The sequence below is a fragment of the Xanthomonas cissicola genome (assembly GCF_008801575.1).
GTDB classification, from domain to species: domain Bacteria; phylum Pseudomonadota; class Gammaproteobacteria; order Xanthomonadales; family Xanthomonadaceae; genus Xanthomonas; species Xanthomonas cissicola.
In genome coordinates, this window is record NZ_VZPL01000006.1 from 54,024 (window position 1) to 67,571 (window position 13,548).

The window sequence follows — 13,548 nt, forward strand, 5'->3', positions numbered from 1 at the left end:
TCGCCTGACTTGCGCAGGCACATGACGGCGATGCTCGATTGGCGACGGCGCATCTCGTGTTTGCCCTTTACTGATCGCGTGAAGGTGCCGGGCTTGTTTGCTGTTCGTCATCAGCGTCGTCGCTGACCTGCTCTGGAATGTGCAGCGTGAAGTCAGGAAAGGATGTACGGTCTTGCGGGTGTGCGTTGACGATCAGCTCGCGGGTCTTCCACATCTGGACTGCCTTGGCCAGCGACGCTGCGTCGAGCTGGCTTGCTTCGTGATAAACGAACTGCCCGAGATGATCGACGATGCCCAGGTGCGCGCTCTGCTGCGCCTTCCAGTTGCTGACGTTCGTGTAATGGAGGCGGAGGCCTTCCTCGCTCTCGTCTTCGATTCTGGGGGATGGGCCTGCCATGTCGCTCACGCATTGCAGGAAATGGGGATCCCTGCTTTCTTCGAGCATTTTCTGCAATACCGGAATCTCGCCGAAGGTGGTGGGAGTGCCGGGCGGGCGCTTTTCTGGAAGATAAGATGGGGCACCTTCCAGAAAGGGATTTCTTTCCTCATCGATGACCGTGCTCAGCATGGCCTGTGCGGTGTCTTCGATGCGTTCGAGCGCAACCTTGTTCAGTTCGAGCGCAACCTGACGATGCTGGTCGAGCTGCGCTTGGAGATGCGGCGGCACCAGGATGATGCAGTTGGCAGGTAATCGGGCGATCAACGAGGGCAGTCTGGAGAGATTGACGCAACCTCGCAGATCGAGTTTTTCCAGCTGCGTCAGGCGGTGAATGTCCAGTGGCAGCGTGAGCAGGTTGCTGCAGTCTTTCAGAATCAGTCGCTTCAATGGCGCACTGCCGCCGAAAATCGGCGGATAGCTGCGCAGCGCGGTGCAGCCCCGCAGATCAAGCTCCTCCAACTTTGGCAGTTGATGGATGGCCGGGCCAAGGGCGGACAGCGGCGAGTTGCGTATCTTTAGGCTTTTCAGATTTTGCAGGTTGGCGATGGACGCCGGAAGCGATGTGATTCCGGTCCGTTCCAGCCGTAGGCTCTGCAGGTTGACCAAGCCCTGGTGCTCGCCGGATGCATCGGTGCTTGCCAGGTGCTCGGGAAGTTCCGTCAGTTCCGGGCAGGCGCGGATGGAGAGCTCGCGTAATCGGCTGAGGCTTGCGATGGATGCAGGTAGCGCGCGAAGCGGATTGCGTGCCAGCGTCAGTGTTTCCAGGCCCGCAAATTGCTGCATGGTGTCCGGGAGCTCCATCAACCCTGCCGCGTCGATCGTCATGTGTTGCAGATGAGAAAGACGGAATGCCTGGTCGGGAAATTGCGGCAGCGGAACTGAGCGCAGCTCCAGCGCGACCTGCTCCGGTGCGGTTGCGTCCTCCAGCAGGTCGGTTGTCGCCTTCAGCGCCCGGCTCGTTCTTCTCTCGACCTCCGGGTTGTTGCTGTTGGCCTGGCGCCATGCGCTGTGCCAGCGATTGCGATCTGCGCTGTAGTGTCGTTGCCATTGCGACAGCACGTCGCGGTAAGGGCGAATCGCTGGGGAGCGCCGTAATGGTGAAGCGCCCACGGTCGGTGGCATACGGGGGCGCACCGGCCGCAAGTGCTGCGAATCGGTGGTGACGGAGTGGAAGCGAGCGCGTTCTATGTCGCTGAGCTGTGGCAATTCCGGGGTTTGCAAAGGATGTCCAGCCGCCTCGTTCATCCGCGCGGCGCTGCCGGATCCGCCGTAGGGAAGTGGGGGAGCGGATGTGGTTGGCCGGCGAGAGGTCTCGGCATCGGCAGGCGTTGCCGACGGTCGCCCGGACCGGCCACCAGGCACATATCTGGTCAGGCCGCCGAGCATGCCGCTAGGGCGCTCGGGCGCGGGATGTGCGGGTGGGACACTGCGCGCGGGCGCATCTGCATCGGACGCATTCTGCTCCCGCAGTCCTAACGGCGTGCCCGGCGGGCGTGGTTGATCGACGCGTCGCATCGCATTCCTCTTCTTGGCTGTCGCTCGATGACGATGATCGGCATGCAACGCGATTGGCGAATTCCGAGGGGCGAAGTCGTCGTCATCATGACGAAGGATCGGCGGCGTGGGCGCATGCCGTTGTGCAGCGCTCAGGCAGCATTGTGGGGACGGGCGCCTGGCAGGGGCTGCACTCGCCGAACCGCGTGGGATCGAGCACCACATGCTTGATCCGTCGGCGCTTCCAGGTGTAGCTGACATGCACCAACCCATCGCGGGTCTGGATCACGGCCGGATAGGAAAATTCATCGCCGGCGCTGTCTTCCAGGGTCAGCACGCGTTGCCAGTGCACGCCATCGTTGGAGACGGCAACGGCCAGGGTGCCGCGCCCGTCCCACCAGTCCTTGCCGGCAATGGCCGGGTTGTAGACCAGTAACGCACGACCGTCGTGCAGCACCACCGCGTCGGTGCCGGAGTTCGGGTTTTCCACCTCCAGCAAGTACATGGGCTGCCAATGCAGGCCGCCATCGAGTGAGAACGTGCTGAAAAGCTTGTTTTGCTGGCTGCGGCCCAATGCCTGCAGGCGGCCATCCGGATACATCAGCAGGCTGGGCTGGATCGCGCCGATCGCCTTCGCGTCGTTGAGCGGCATGCCGCGTTGCCAGTGCACGCCGTCGTCGTCGCTCCATTCCAGATGCGCGCGCCAGCCGCGGTCTTCGCTGCTGCTGGGCGCCAGGATGCGACCGTTCGGCAATTGCACCGGCTTATTCTTGATCGGCCCAAGAATGCCGTCGGCCAACCGCTGCGGTGGCGACCAGTGCGCGCCATCGTCAGTGGAGAGCAGACGCAGCCCCCACCATTGGCGCGGATTGGGTCCGAGCTTGTAGTACAGCTGCACCGGCCCGGTGGCCGATTGGAACAACACCGGATTCCATGCTGGCACTGCAGTGCCATCGACGCCGGCGTGTGCGCCATCGGCGATAGGGCGTGGGGTCTGCCATTGCTGCGGGCCGCGCTGAGCGAGCCAGATGCCGACATCGGCCGCACCTTCGTGCTCACCGCCGAACCAGGCAGCCAGCAGATGACCATCGCGCGTTTCCAGCAAGGTGGAGGCGTGAGCCTGCGGCGTGGGAGCCGGGTCGGCGATGAACTCGCTGAGCACGATCGGCGAAGGCGGCAACGCAGGCGATTGCGCCTGTGCGGCAACCGCACCCAGGCTTGCAGCAAGGCTCGCAATGAGACGGCTCAGCAGGCGTGGCGGATGCATCGTGGTCCAGTCCTGTGCCAAGTTTAAAGAGACCTCTTTATTATCTCTTAAATACCACGTGTTCCGTCCGTCGAGGCGGCTTGGTCGAAATGCATCACCAGACGCATAGCGATGTGGCCGCTCTGCTCCGACTGCTACTAGCTGGTGGCACCTAGCCTGACCCTGGCGCGACTGTGTACACGGCCATCGTGCAGCATTGCCGCGGTAAAGCCTTCAGTGCAGCGATAACTCAGCCGCATTGCACCCGCGCGCACGATCACACCGAGGTTGCGACGCGCGCTGAAGCGTGGCAATGCGAGGGTCGAGTTGCGCGCGCGCCGGCCGCTATCGTGATGGCACAGCGAGCGTGGTGTGGCGGTTCGCCGGCGGCGATGCGGGGAACATAACCGCGATGCGTTCTTAGCGCCGATGGGCCTGCACAACACAAATCGCCGTGCATCCATTCACTCAGGAGTGCATTGATGGCTTTTCCAACCGCAGTCAATCCGCAGATCACCGATGCCGTCACCCAGACCAACGTCAAGGTCGTTGGCGAAGCGCCAGCGGTTGCAATGAGTTCGATTTACCAAAGCATGGCCCATTCGAGCGGCATCCTGTTTCAGAATGCGGTCGCTGCACAACAGCAGCAAGACACCTTGGCGCAGGCGGCCACCAATCAGGGCGTGATCCAGACCTACGGTGTCGATACGGGCGCTTGCGCGGCAGATGTCGAGAACGTTGCGCAAGGTGGTGCCGCAGACAATCTGAACAGTCTGTTGACCGTGCTCAGGTCGTTCGACACTGCAAAGTAACCGCCTCTGGCGACAGCGTCACGGCTGTCGCCACGCTTGCTCGCGCAAACGCGTCGCTCAGGCGGCGTTGTCGTCGCGCATTTGCGGCGGCAGCAGCGTCTGCGGCTTCTTGGCCGATTCGGTCTGGCACAGGAACGTCATCAGGTGTGCGGCTTCGGCACTGCCCATGGGCTTGCTGTGGATCTGCTCGGCGAAGGCGTTTTGGGTGTGCTCGGCAACGGCGGAAACGGACTCTTGTGCAACGGTAGACGACGACATGCAACGCTCCTGGAACCTGCAATCAAGCCGTCTACGTCGCAAGCAAGCGCATCCGTAACGGAGTCAGCCGGTGATATTGCCTGGAATCTGTGCCGTCCGATACCTCGACGGTACGCGGGCGGCGCAGCGGCACCGGACGTTCTGATAACGGCGGCTGCGGCGAGGTCTAAAGCGCCATCGGCTGAAATCTGCTCCGTCGGTTATTTTTGATTGCCCAATAGGGCTGAAGGCGATGGGCGTCTTGCTAGAACGCGGGGGCTCAACAGCTGGATTGCTGTGCCGGCGCGTCCTGGCGCATCGCCAGCTCCGCCAGGCCATCCATGCGGCGGCTTGCATCTTGCCAATCCGGCGTGGAGGTAACCAATGGCGGGCTTTCTCCGGGATAAATCGCGTGACGCGTGGTTGGGCCGGAGCGTTCGTTTACGGAATCGCGTGTTCGTCCCAGCAAGACTGGATGGAAAGGACAGGCACACCATCGCCGCTTTGCACCGGTTGGAGTTTGCTCATGCGCGTCCAGCGATCCATTGCACAGCATCTTGTCACACGCGATTGTGCGGCCGTCGAAACGCCGCCCGCAGCGGAATCGCCGCAAGATCGACAGGGTTGGCCACTGGGGCTGAACGCGCTGCAGACGCGACCACTGCCCAGACGCACACATCGCGATGAGAGCGAGCGACGAGTGCACCACGGGGATGCCAACGCCCGAGTTGCCGAAGCGGAGACGGCCTATGACGTCTTCGTGCTCGCCAAGTACGTGGCCGACCCCTTGCACGGAACCGCGGACAAAACGGCCGAATTGATCAACGACATTCCCCGCCGCGGCGAACCCGAGCACTCCGCCGAAGCCGGGGAGTCAGCGCATCCGCCTGCGCACCCACCGGCCGACCATGCAGCGGCACCGGATGGCCACCCGTCACACCCACCGCAGACCGCACATCCCGCACAGCCGCACGCTGCCCATGCCCCGCATGCGCCGACGCCGGAGGGACACCAAGCGCCGCATGCCGGTGCCGGGCATCCGGCGGATCCGCAAGCGGTTGGGCATGCAAAGGAAGGCGTCCTGCACGCCCTTGCCGAGGAAGGCGCCCCGGCAGGCGCATTCGATCTGGCGATGAGCCTGGGCATCAGCGGCGCGATGCTGCCGCTGTCGAGTCTTGCGATCTATGCCGCGTACAAGGAAACCCGTGAAGTCGCCGAGCAGCGCACGCACTTGCGGCAGCGGGAACGCCGCCTGCGCTCGGAGCAGGCGGCACTGCAGTCTGCCTTGGGCACGGCAGCGCCTGCAGGCGCTGCAAATGCGCACGCGCATGCGCTGAGCGAGGCGATCGATACCAACGCCTATCTACAGCGGCGAAATGCGCGCGACGGTGCCATCGCCGCGACCTCCATGGCCTCGGCCGGGGTGATCTTCACCAAGGCAGCGAGCGAACTCGGCATCCAGGGCGGGCTGGCAATCGCCAGCAAGAGCGCAAATGCGGCGGGCCTGGTGGGCCACAGCGCCGCTGCCGCAGGTGCTGCCTCTGCGGCGGGCATCGCCGGCAGCTTCGTGCTCGCGCCGTTGGCGAGCGTGGCGGCGACCGCATTGGGGGGCACCTTCCTGCACCAGTCGCGTCGGGAAAGGGCGCGTGTTGCCGTGGATGTCGGCAGGGTCGAGCGCTTCCTGCAAGACCTCGAACCTAGCGAGCTCAGTCCTGGCGCACAGCGATACCAGTACTTTGTGAGCACCAAGTTGGGCAAGTACGACCGCTTTGCGCATCGGTTCAACCAGTGGAACAAGGGCTTTGTCGTGGGTGGAATCACCTACACCGCCAGTACGTTGACCAAGGTCGGCGTCAGCGCGGCCGTCGTTGCCGGCGCCACGGTGGCCGCACCGGTGGGCACCGGCCTGATCATCGGCGCAGGTCTGCTCGGTGCGGCCACGATGGGGGTCGGCAGCCATCAATTCCTACTGGCGCACGGCAAGCAGAAGCGCTACCGCAGGTACCAGACCGAGGACATGCCTGGCGTCGATCGCGCGCTACTGGCGGTGGCGGATCTATTGCCTGCACGCGAGGCGGAGAGTGCCGCAGTCCAGGAAACGCCCAGCGTCGCCGACCAGTTGCAGCCAACCGCGCTCGGCGTTGCACTGACGCCAGTGGCGGAGGAATCAGCGGGGAGCGATGAAGACGATATCGTTGCAGAAGCCGATCCCGGCCTGGAGCCGAAGCATCGCCAAGGCGCCTCTGCCGCAGGTGATGCTCAACCGGCAATGCCGCAACCCGATGCTTCGGCTGCCGACGCAAGAGCGGCAGGCAATGCTGTTCCCCAACACGGTTTCGAGTTGCGGAGCGCGCTTTACGCCTGCATCGACGGGCAGGAAAAGGCGTTGGACGCGTTTCTGCAGAGCGGCGCCGACGACCTGCAGAAACTGCATCCGGCCAAGCCGCGCTCGACAGATCAGAGCAAGGGCTCGGTTCGAGCGGCACATGCGGCGCCGCTGAGTCGGCGCGTCAATGCCGCCCTGCGCGCAGCCGCGAACTACGGACGCGCGGTAGTGACCGGTAAGCCGCATCAGGCGCGAGGCAAGGCGATGCGCAGCCATGCCAAGCACAGCGCGGTGCTGACCGAAACCGCGCTTGCGCAGTGGCTGCAAACGCCCGGCTCGGTGAAGTCGCAGATCGCCTACATGCAATGCTGCCTCGAACTGCAGACGAAGTATCTCGACGCCAAGCTCGGCGCGCAGGCGGACCTTCCGCAGCCCGACGTGCACGACGATCCGCATTCTCATGGCCAAACGCCTGTTGCGACGGTCGATCGGGCGCCGGCACGTCTGCTGGCGCAATTGCACCAGGTGCGCACGCGCGACGACACCCAGCAGCGAGCGGTCAGCCTGATGCTGCAGGAACTGGAGATGGCCGAGCAGGAACTGGCAAACCCCGATGCGCGAAGCCAGGCGCGCGCCGCCGCCAGGATGCCCGGTTTGCAGCAGCGCCTGATCCGGGTGCTGACTTCGAACGCGATCGCGCCGCAAGAGGGCGTTGCAGGGTTCGCCCGGTTCTGCATGAAACAGGCCCGTCAGCACACGACCCATGTGCGCGGCACGCTGTTGGCGACCGAAGTCCAGGCAGCACGCATCCGCGAACAGGCCGCTGCCGCGACGCCTGCGTCCACGACCTGATGGCGGCTGTGCGCGCGCACATGCGTCGGCCGCCGCCGCCTCGTGAGACTCACTCCTTCGGCTTGAGCCACACCTGCTGCTTCAGGCCGCGCACGCTGGGGGTGGCGACATCGTCCAGATCGAAGACCACCACCGTGTTGTCACCCTTGCGCTGGAACGGCGCGGGGAAATACAGCGCGGTCTGCGGGCCGATGTTCCATTGGCGGCCCAGGTTGACACCGTTGGCCCAGGCGAAGCCCTTGCCGAAGGCGCGCATGTCCAGATAGGTGTCGGTCGGCGTGCCGATGCGCAGGGTGCCGCGGTGGAACGCCGGGCCTTGCACGGCCTTGCGGGTCCAGCCGCGGATGCTGTCGGGCGTGCGCATGGGCAGCGGGAAGGCCTGCCAGCCGGTGAGTTGCCGGTTGTCCAGCACGACCGGGTCGACCAGGCCGGCGCGGCCGTCGGCCATGCGCGTGCCGTAATTGATGCGGCCGCTGTTTTCGACCAGGACATCCAGGGTGTGCTGGCCTGCAGGAATCTCTACATCGAGGGACACCTGCTGCAAACGCCGTTCGACGCTGCCGACCGGTCGTTGATCCACGTATACGCGCGCCACATCGCGCACATCGCCCAGATACAGCGGGCCCTTGCGCGGGCCAGTGACGGTGGTGCGGTAGAGGATGTAGCCGTAATCCTGGCCGAACTGCTCCATCGGCTGCGGGGTGTCGATGGCGATCGGTGCGGGCAGGTTGTCCCAGAGCGAGGCCGATTCGCGCAGCGGCGTGTCTGGCAGCGTGGTGGTCGCGATCGGCGCCGGTAATGCGGGCGGTTGCACGCCGGTCACGCGGGCGATGGCATCGCGCATCAACGCGAACTTGGGCGTAGGGTGCCCGGCTTCGTCGAGGATGGCGTCGTAGTCGTAGCTGGTGGTCTGCGGCGCGTAGTGGTCACTGGGATTGTTCTGGAAATTGGCGCCATTCATGAAGCCGAAACTGGTGCCGCCGATAAACATGTAGAGATTGGCCGAGTGACCCTGGCGCAGGATCCACTCGAACTCCTCGGCCTGTTGCCTGGCATCGGTGGCGGCGTGCGGCTTGCCCCAATGGTCGAACCACCCGGCCCAGTATTCGCCGACCATGCGCGGTTGATCGGGGCGGAACTTGATCAGTTTGTCGAATGCGCTCTTGGCCTCGCCGGGTGCGAAGTTCACCACCGCCAGGGTGTCGGGCAAGGTGCCGTTGGCGAGCATGTCGGCGCCATCGGAGGTGAACAGCAAGGCCTTGTCGAAGCCGGCCTTGACGTACATGGCGCGGTTGTCGGCCATGTACGCGTGGTCGTCGGCGTAAGAGCCGTATTCGTTCTCCACCTGCACGGCGATGATCGGCCCACCATTGTGGTTGAGCAGCGGCTGCACCTGGTTGGCCAGTGCGTCCAGATACGCCTGGCTGGCGGCGAGAAAGCGCGGGTCGCGGCTGCGGACGCGGATGTTGCCCTTGCCGAACAACCAGGCCGGGTAGCCGCCGGCTTCCCACTCTGCGCAGGCATAAGGGCCGGGCCGCAGGATGACGTTCAACCCCTGCGCGGCGGCTTCGCGCACGAACACGGCCACATCGTTGTGACCGGAAAAATCGAACTGGCCTTGCTGCGGTTCCACCAGATTCCAGAACACGTAGGTTTCCACCGTGTTCAAGCCCAGTGCACGCGCTTTTTGCAGGCGGTCTTTCCAGTAGGCGCGCGGAATGCGCTGGAAATGGATGGCGCCGGAAAGCAGTTGGTAGGGCTTGCCGTCGCGCACGAACTGCGTGCCCTGCGTGCCGAAGTTCGGCCAGCGTTCGGTCTCTGCGGCTGTGCCGGTGATAGGAAGCGCGAACGCGAGGGCCAGGACGAGCGGTGCAAGGGTGGTGCGCAGCATGAGCGATTCTCGGCGGTAACCAATGACGGGTGATGGCGGTGGATGAGGTTTTGGGTGGATCGGTGTTGATGGTGTCCCTCATCCGCCCTCCGGGCACCTTCTCCCGCTTGCGGGAGAAGGAAAGGCAGCGGGCGCCCGCTTGCGGGAGAAGGAAGGCAGTGGGCGCCCGCTTGCGGGAGAAGGAAGGCAGCGGGCTCCCGCTTGCGGGAGAAGTGAAGGCAGCGGGCTCCCGCTTGCGGGAGAAGGGAACTAGCGGGAGCTGTCATGGTCAAGCTGCCGCGGCTGTGCGTCCGCTAGGCGAACGAGGGCGGGAGATCCTTCTTGTTGGCACCGAAGCTCAGATTGGGCGTGGACCCCATCTCGAACTCCAGGGTGCCGCCTGCGGCAAGATCGGCATGACGCAGCCAGGCACGGTTGGTCGGTGCGCCGTTCCACTTCAGCGACTGCACGTAGACGTTCTTTTCGCTGCTGTTGTTGGCAACGATGCGCAGCGTGCGGCCGTTGCCCACATCCAGTGTGGCGCGCTTGAACAAGGGGCTGCCCACGATGTAGTTGCCGCTAACCGGATCCACCGCATACAGACCCAATGCGCTGAGCACGAACCATGCGCTCATCTGCCCGCAGTCTTCGTTGCCGGACAGGCCGTTGCGTGCGTCGTGATACTGCTCGCGCAGCAAGCGGCGCACCATCGCCTGGGTCTTGTACGGCTGGCCGGCATAGGCGAACAGATACGCCACGTGATGGCTGGGCTCGTTGCCATGCGCGTACTGGCCGACCATGCCGTCGATATCCGGCGGTGCATCGGCGGGCAGTTCGGAGCTGGTGGAAAACAGCTCGTCCAGCTTGGCGACGAAACCGTCGCGACCACCGTACAAGTCCATATACCCGTACAGATCGTGCTGATTGAGGAAGGTGGCCTGCCAGGCGTTGGATTCGGTGAAATCGCGCCATTTGGCGATGTGGCCCATGCCGCGCGGGTCGAACGGCGTGGCCCAGCTGCCGTCGGCGAGCCGCGCCTGTACAAAGCCGCTATCGCGATTGAACACGTTGCGGTAGTTGCGTGAGCGTTCGCGCAGCGCGCGCGCATCGTCGCTGGCGCCGGCGGCGTGCGCCAGATGTGCACAGGCCCAGTCGTCGTAAGCGTATTCGAGCGTGCGGCTGACTGCTTCGTCTACCTTGTCGGCGGGGATGTAACCGAGCTTGCGGTACTCGCCCAGGCCATGCGTGGTGTCGTCCATCGCGCGTTTGCGGTATGCCGGCCACGCGGCCTTGTAGTCGATCCCGGTAAAGCCCTTGGCATGCGCCTCGGCCAGCACCACGGCGGAGTGATAGCCGATCATGCAGCCGGTCTCCACGCCCTGCAGCGGCCAGATGCCCACCCCGTCCGGGCATTCGTTGGCGCCGCGCACCAGGCATTGCACCAGGTCGGGCACGCGCTCGGGTTGCACCAAGGTCAGCAAGGGGTGCAGTGCGCGATAGGTGTCCCACAACGAGTAGGTGCTGTAGTTGTGATAGCCGGTGGGCGCGCTGTGGATCTGCAGATCCATGCCGCGGTAGCGGTTGTCCACGTCGGAGAACAGCGTAGGCGCCAGCAGGCTGTGATACAGGCTGGTGTAGAAGATGCGCCGTTGCGCGTCGTCATCGCTGTCGATGCGCACGCGGGCCAGTTCCTTTTCCCAGGCGGCGACGGCTTGCGCATGCACGCGCGCGAAGTCGAAGTCCGGCAATTCGGCATCCAGGTTGGCCAGTGCATTGTCGGCGCTGACGGCCGAGATGCCGACCTTGATCAGCAGCGGGGCGTCGGCAGCATCGGGGTAATGCAACGCGGCCTTGAGGTGGGTGCCGTCGGCGCTGCGCGTGCCGGCGGCCAGCGGTTGGTCTTCGTCGTACAACTGCACCTGTTTGAAGGGGCGCGACAGGCGCATGGCGAAATAGATGTAGCGGCCCTTGGCCCATTGGTACACGCGGCGTCCGCCGGTGAGCGTGCGTTCGTCGACCACGCGCAACTGCGCATCGCTGATGCGGGTGGGAATGCCGGGTTTGTCCTGCATGCCGTGGCACAGGTCGAGCAACACATGCGCCGGTTTGCCCTTGGGAAAGTGGTAACGGTGCAGGCCTGCCCGCGCGGTGGCGGTGAGTTCGGCATGCACGCCGCTGTCCTTGAGGCGCACGCGGTAGTAACCCGGCGATGCGGCTTCATCGGCATGGTCGTAGCGCGAGCGGTAGCCGGCGTCCGGGTTGTCGAGCGGGCCGGGCACCAACTTGACCTCGCCGGTGGCGGGCACCAGCAGGAAGTCCAGCATGTCGCCGATACCGGTGCCGGACAGGTGCGTGTGCGAGAAGCCCATGATCGAGCCATCGGACTCGTGGTACCCCGAGCACGAATCCCACACTGCGTTATAGGTGTCCGGGCTGAGCTGCACCATGCCGAACGGCAACGTGGCGCCGGGGAAGGTATGGCCGTGGCCGCCGGTGCCGATGAACACATCCACATGCCGGGTGAGGTCGGCGCGGGTACGCGCATCGGCCGGTAGCGCGTAGTTGCCGGCGCGCGCGCGCGCCAGGCCGGGCAGGCCGACGCTGCCGAACAGGGCTGCGGCGATGGCGCCTTGGAGAAAACCGCGTCGTGTTGCCATGTGTGTGGTCTCGGAATGTTGCGGGCCGATGCCGGGGCACCCTCATCCGCCCTTCGGGCACCTTCTCCCAAAGGGAGAAGGAAAGGTCAGAGGCTACGCAGCAGCTGGGGTTTGCGTTGATGCAGGTCGATGATCAGTTCGCCGAACAAGGTGTTGGCCCAGGCGAACCAGTCGCGGGTGAAGGTGTTCGGGTTGTCCTTGTCGAAGGCTTCGTGCATGAAGCCGGTGCCGGCGTGGGTGGTTTTCAACCACTGCAGGCATTGGCGCAGTTGCGCGTCGTCGTCGCTGACCAGCGCGTACTGAATGATCGACATCGGCCAGATCGTGCCCATGCCGCTGTGCGGGCTGCCGACGCCTTCGGCCGCCTGGCCGCGCGAGAAATACGGGTTGCGCTCGCTCCAGGCCAGCTGGCGCGTGCGCAGGAACACCGGGTCGGCGCGGTCGCAGCAGCCCAGGTAGGCCAGGCTGAGCAGGCCCGGTGCATTAGCGTCGTCGATGAACAACTGGTTGCCGAAGCCATCCACTTCGAACGCCCAGTACGCCTGCCCGTCGGCATCGCGTTGCTGGCCGAACTGGCGGGTGGCGGTTTCCACTTCGTCTGCCAACGCGGTGCACTCGGCGGCAAAGGCGGTGTCGCAATGCAAGGCGGTGCTGATCGTGGCCAGCTGCCGCAGCGAGGTCACCGCGAACAGGTTGGCCGGCACGAACAATGGAAACACGCAGGCGTCGTCGGAGGGGCGGAACATCGAGTGGATCATGCCATTGGGCTTGGTCGGCTGGCCGTAGCCTTCCAGCACCAGGGTTTCGGTGGCCAGCGGCGAAGGCCGCTGGAACACGTACGGGCCGCGGTCGTTCTTGCGCTGCTGCTCGCGGAAGGTCTTGACCACCACGTGCATCGCCGCGCGCCAGTCGTCGTCGAACGGTGCGGCATCGCCGGTGGCGCGCCAGTATTCGTGCGCAATGCGAATGGGGTAGCACAGCGAATCGACTTCCCACTTGCGCTCGCCCACACCGGGCTTCATTTCGGTGATGTCGTTGAGCGACCATTTCAGGCGCTGGGTCTGGCCATCGGGCAGAAACGCGTTCGCATACGGGTCGAGCGCGATGCACGCGGCCTGGCGCTGGATCAGGCCATGGAACATGCGCCGCAACGCCGGGTCGCGCCTGGCCAGCGGCACGTACGGGTGCACCTGCGCGGAGGAATCGCGCAGCCACATCGCGTGGATGTCGCCGGTGATGACGAAGGTGTCCGGCTTGCCGTTGCGGGTGCCGGTTTCCACCGTGGTGTCGAGGGTGTTGGGGTAGCAGTTCTCGAACAGCCAGGCCAGTTCCGGATCGGCAATGCGCGCCTTGATCTGCGCGATTTGCTGTTCGACCGCCTTGCTGACGAAGCGGCGCTGCGCCTTGGGCGGGCGCTTGCTGACAAAGCCGCTGGCTACGCTGGACGCGCCGGTGGCGGGCGCGGCCGCAATGGCGGGCAGTGCGGCGGCGAGCAGGCCGGCACCGGCACTGGCGCCTAGGAGTTGAAGGATGTCGCGGCGGGTGTGCATGACCTGGAACTCCTTGGATTTCGACTGCCGGCCTGCACACCAGTGCCGCTCCAGCGCCGCGCTAC

The 13,548-nt window shown here is 64.9% G+C and carries 8 protein-coding genes; 2 read left to right on the top strand and 6 right to left on the bottom strand.

Annotation, left to right across the window (positions count from 1 at the left end):
* Positions 1 to 67: 67 nt before the first annotated feature.
* Entirely contained in the window at positions 68 to 1,684 is a 1,617-nt protein-coding gene (locus tag F7R02_RS04195) for a hypothetical protein (protein WP_078590227.1), read from the bottom strand.
* A gap of 355 nt (positions 1,685 to 2,039) precedes the next feature.
* On the bottom strand, positions 2,040 to 3,200 hold the full coding sequence (locus tag F7R02_RS04200) for a sialidase family protein (RefSeq protein WP_078590228.1): 1,161 nt from the start codon (positions 3,198 to 3,200) through the stop codon (positions 2,040 to 2,042).
* A 461-nt stretch (positions 3,201 to 3,661) separates the two neighbouring features.
* Here F7R02_RS04200 and F7R02_RS04210 point away from each other — a divergent pair, with 461 nt between their 5' ends.
* Positions 3,662 to 3,991 carry a RebB family R body protein gene (locus F7R02_RS04210; RefSeq protein ID WP_005924745.1) on the top strand — a complete coding sequence of 110 codons (330 nt, stop codon included), beginning with the start codon at positions 3,662 to 3,664 and terminating at the stop codon, positions 3,989 to 3,991.
* A 57-nt stretch (positions 3,992 to 4,048) separates the two neighbouring features.
* Here the strand turns inward: F7R02_RS04210 and F7R02_RS04215 are convergent, their stop codons facing one another.
* Positions 4,049 to 4,249, bottom strand: coding sequence for a hypothetical protein (locus F7R02_RS04215; RefSeq protein WP_003482459.1), 201 nt, complete (start codon positions 4,247 to 4,249; stop codon positions 4,049 to 4,051).
* A gap of 505 nt (positions 4,250 to 4,754) precedes the next feature.
* On the opposite strand from F7R02_RS04215, the gene xopK reads away from it, so the two are divergent.
* On the top strand, positions 4,755 to 7,406 hold the full coding sequence (gene xopK / locus F7R02_RS04220; protein WP_268874986.1) for a type III secretion system effector XopK: 2,652 nt from the start codon (positions 4,755 to 4,757) through the stop codon (positions 7,404 to 7,406).
* 49 nt (positions 7,407 to 7,455) lie between these two features.
* Here the strand turns inward: xopK and F7R02_RS04225 are convergent, their stop codons facing one another.
* The 3 genes from F7R02_RS04225 to F7R02_RS04235 form a co-directional block, all read right to left on the bottom strand.
* On the bottom strand, positions 7,456 to 9,297 hold the full coding sequence (locus tag F7R02_RS04225) for a glycoside hydrolase family 35 protein (RefSeq protein ID WP_078590230.1): 1,842 nt from the start codon (positions 9,295 to 9,297) through the stop codon (positions 7,456 to 7,458).
* Positions 9,298 to 9,590: 293 nt separating this feature from the next.
* On the bottom strand, positions 9,591 to 11,933 hold the full coding sequence (locus tag F7R02_RS04230) for a GH92 family glycosyl hydrolase (RefSeq protein ID WP_078590231.1): 2,343 nt from the start codon (positions 11,931 to 11,933) through the stop codon (positions 9,591 to 9,593).
* A gap of 86 nt (positions 11,934 to 12,019) precedes the next feature.
* On the bottom strand, positions 12,020 to 13,483 hold the full coding sequence (locus F7R02_RS04235; RefSeq protein WP_078590232.1) for a glycoside hydrolase family 125 protein: 1,464 nt from the start codon (positions 13,481 to 13,483) through the stop codon (positions 12,020 to 12,022).
* Positions 13,484 to 13,548: the final 65 nt, after the last annotated feature.

Excerpts from the sequence above, each read along its gene's own strand:
- xopK (WP_268874986.1), top strand. The coding sequence starts at position 4,755 with ATGCGCGTCCAGCGATCCATTGCACAGCATCTTGTCACACGCGATTGT.
- F7R02_RS04195 (WP_078590227.1), bottom strand. The coding sequence starts at position 1,684 with ATGAACGAGGCGGCTGGACATCCTTTGCAAACCCCGGAATTGCCACAG.
- F7R02_RS04230 (WP_078590231.1), bottom strand. The coding sequence starts at position 11,933 with ATGGCAACACGACGCGGTTTTCTCCAAGGCGCCATCGCCGCAGCCCTG.
- F7R02_RS04225 (WP_078590230.1), bottom strand. The coding sequence starts at position 9,297 with ATGCTGCGCACCACCCTTGCACCGCTCGTCCTGGCCCTCGCGTTCGCG.
- F7R02_RS04200 (WP_078590228.1), bottom strand. The coding sequence starts at position 3,200 with ATGCATCCGCCACGCCTGCTGAGCCGTCTCATTGCGAGCCTTGCTGCA.
- F7R02_RS04210 (WP_005924745.1), top strand. The coding sequence starts at position 3,662 with ATGGCTTTTCCAACCGCAGTCAATCCGCAGATCACCGATGCCGTCACC.
- F7R02_RS04235 (WP_078590232.1), bottom strand. The coding sequence starts at position 13,483 with ATGCACACCCGCCGCGACATCCTTCAACTCCTAGGCGCCAGTGCCGGT.
- F7R02_RS04215 (WP_003482459.1), bottom strand. The coding sequence starts at position 4,249 with ATGTCGTCGTCTACCGTTGCACAAGAGTCCGTTTCCGCCGTTGCCGAG.